The 2,674-nt window shown below is 73.9% G+C and carries 2 protein-coding genes and 1 pseudogene; all 3 read left to right on the forward strand.

The genetic code is table 11. The features are described from left to right. On the forward strand, window positions 1-183 hold a 183-nt coding region (locus NX801_RS30525; protein ID WP_258791215.1), incomplete at its 5' end, for a hypothetical protein. A 505-nt stretch (window positions 184-688) separates the two neighbouring features. Beyond that, the gene (locus NX801_RS30530) at window positions 689-988 is read left to right on the forward strand and encodes a hypothetical protein (protein ID WP_258791216.1); all 300 of its coding nucleotides are present in this window, start codon (window positions 689-691) and stop codon (window positions 986-988) included. Window positions 989-1,325: 337 nt separating this feature from the next. Further along, window positions 1,326-1,902, forward strand: a pseudogene (locus NX801_RS30535) (AAA family ATPase). The last annotated feature ends 772 nt before the right edge of the window (window positions 1,903-2,674 follow it).

Genomic DNA, 2,674 nt, shown 5'->3' on the forward strand with positions numbered 1-2,674 from the left:
ATGTCCAAGGATGTTCGCCTCCGGCCGGGAAGGACCGCGCTCAGGGTGCCGCCGGGCCGACGGCCGTGCCCAGCGCCGGTGGTCGCGGCCGCCTGCGACCCCGTGCTGCCGGGTGCCTCCGCGAGCGAGCGCCGGGTGGCCGCCGACCGGCAGGTGCACCGGGACGTGACCGCGCAGGCGTGAGTCCGCGAACCTCGGTTGGCGCAGATCCGTAAGGAGCAGCTGCCGCAGCCCGGGTCGAGATCATGGTCATGCGGCCCAGGGCCGACCCGGCCAGGAGGCGGCGCGAGATCTCTCTCCGGGGAACATCCCCGCTCGGGCGGAGCCGACCTGAGCCAGCAAGGTCGCCGTCGGCGGACCTTACGGTCCGCTGCCGCAGCGCCAATTGTGCGCGGAGCCCCGGTGCGACGAGGGCGCTCTGCTCGACTTCGGCCGGGACTGCTCGCGCTGCGAGCTGGCAGGTCGACCGCCGTGCCAGCACCGCGCAGCCGTCGATGCCTCGATGCCACACGTCTTCGGGAGCGAGCGCCGTACGGCCGTCGAGCAGCAGCCGCACCGGGATGTGAGGGCCGAAGCGTGGGCCAGGCGGCCGGTGGGAGCAGGCCCGGGAGCAGCAGGCCGCCGCGGCTGGGGCGCGTGCCGACGTCGTCGGCCGCGCAGCCCGGCCGGCGACGTCGTGGTCGGGCCGGTGGCCCCGGCCGTGCTGCCCGGGCCGCGCCCGGTCGTCGCCGTCGCCCCCGCTGCGGAACCGGAGTTCGCCGGTGTCGACGACGGCCAGGAGCTGGTCCTCGGGGAACTCACCCGGGAGCAGGTCTTGGACTGGCGCGACCGCGCCGCCGCCGACCACCAGCTGGTCTTCGGGCACATCGACCGGGACGGCGAGCTGTCGGCGCAGCGCCTGTTCACCCGGGCGTTCGTCGCGGCCGTGCAGCGCCTCGCGGGCCTGGGGCACTTGGACCTCGGCTACACCATCTGGGGGCAGGCATGAGCGGTGGCGAGACGTCCGGCGTCGACCTGGCCCGGGTCTGCGCGGGGACCGGAGCGCCCGGCTCAACGGCGGCCAGTCGAAGGCCGGCCCACCTGCGCCGGCTCGGAGACCGGCCGCACGAGCGGAAGAAGTCGGCCACGTCCAACGGTTCACCTCGCGGGCGGGGGGCCGGCCCGAGGAGACCGGGCCGGGCCGCCTGGTCCGTCGGAGCAGCCCCGCGGGCGCGGGGCCGACGATGGACCTGGTGGTCCTCGAACGCGCCTGAAGGCGGCCGATGTCGCCCGGGCGCCGCACGCGGTGTCCATGTCCACGCACAAGAGAGGAAACCAGCCCGTCCATGACCGACACAACCAGTCCCGCCTCCGTCCCCGGTGACGAAACCCCTGGCGTCATCGTCGTCTCGGGTATTTCCGCCGCGGGCAAGTCCACCGTCGCGCAGGCCCTCGCCGAGCGCCTGCCCCGTTCGGCACACGTGCGGGGCGACACGTTCCGCCGGATGATCGTCAACGGCCAGGCGCACATGACCGCCGACGCTCCGCCGGAGGCCGTCGCACAACTCCGTCTGCGGCACCGTTTGGCCGCAGCGTCCGCGGACGCCTACGCCGAAGCGGGTTTCACAGCCGTCCTGCAGGACACCCTTCTGGGCGAGCATCCTGGCGGAGATCACCCAGATGATCCGGAACCGTCCGCTGGCCGTGGTGGTGCTGGCACCCGACCCGGACGTCGTGGCCCGCCGGGAGGAGAAGCGCTCCAAGACCGGCTACGGCCCCGACTGGCAGCCCAAGGACCTGGACAAGGTGCTCAAGGACGACACGCCCCGCATCGGGCTGTGGCTCGACACCTCGCACCAGACGGTCGACGAGACCGTCGACGAGATCCTCAAGCGCGCCTGGAGCGAAGGCGCCGTCTCCTGACCGTGCCGAGGGGCTCCCGGAGCTGTGTCCCGGGAGCCCGGTCCGGCCCGTGACCGCCCGCCCGACACCTGAGGAAGCAGCACACGGGAGCACCCCCGCGCGGGCGGAAGGCGGTCCGCTCCGCGACCCCGGCGACGCCACGGCCCGCGACCGGTCACCGCGCAGGCAGAGGTAGCCCGCGCCTGATCACCGCCTGGTTGTGACCGACCCGCCGGTCTCCGCGTGGGCGGGGAGTGGCCACCCAACGTGTCCGCGATTAGCCGGGCGCCAGGAGCACCCCCGCGCGGGCGGGGAGTGGGAGAGCATGCCGCGCGACGACCCGGCGACCTGGGGAGCACCCCCGCGCGGGCGGGGAGTGGTGCATTTCATTCCATTCTCGGTAACGTAATGAGGGAGCACCCCCGCGCGGGCGGGGAGTGGGCTACCTGACCATTGACTTTAGGCTGGCCCAGCCGGGCTTTCGACCACTTTCAGAGTTTCCGGCTTAAGCGGCTTTTCGGTCATCTTCTGTCGGGAGGGGTGATCGAGGCAGCCGTGGTGCTCCGGGGGGAGCTGCCCGGGGAAGCCTCGCCCTGAGGCGCGGGCCGGCTGACCGGGACGGTGCCGAGCCGCAGCTGCGGCCGCCCGGTCGGAGGGCATGCCCTCCGACCGGGCGGCCGCCGTTCCCGCCTTGGCCCTGGCCGGGCGGTCGGCTGCATGCTGTGGGTCCTGGCGCCCGGCACGGTCCCGGTACCTGAGCCGGCCAGCGCCGGTCCGGCACAGGTCGGTACGC

It is taken from the genome of Streptomyces pyxinae, assembly GCF_024756275.1.
Lineage (GTDB): Bacteria > Actinomycetota > Actinomycetes > Streptomycetales > Streptomycetaceae > Streptomyces > Streptomyces pyxinae.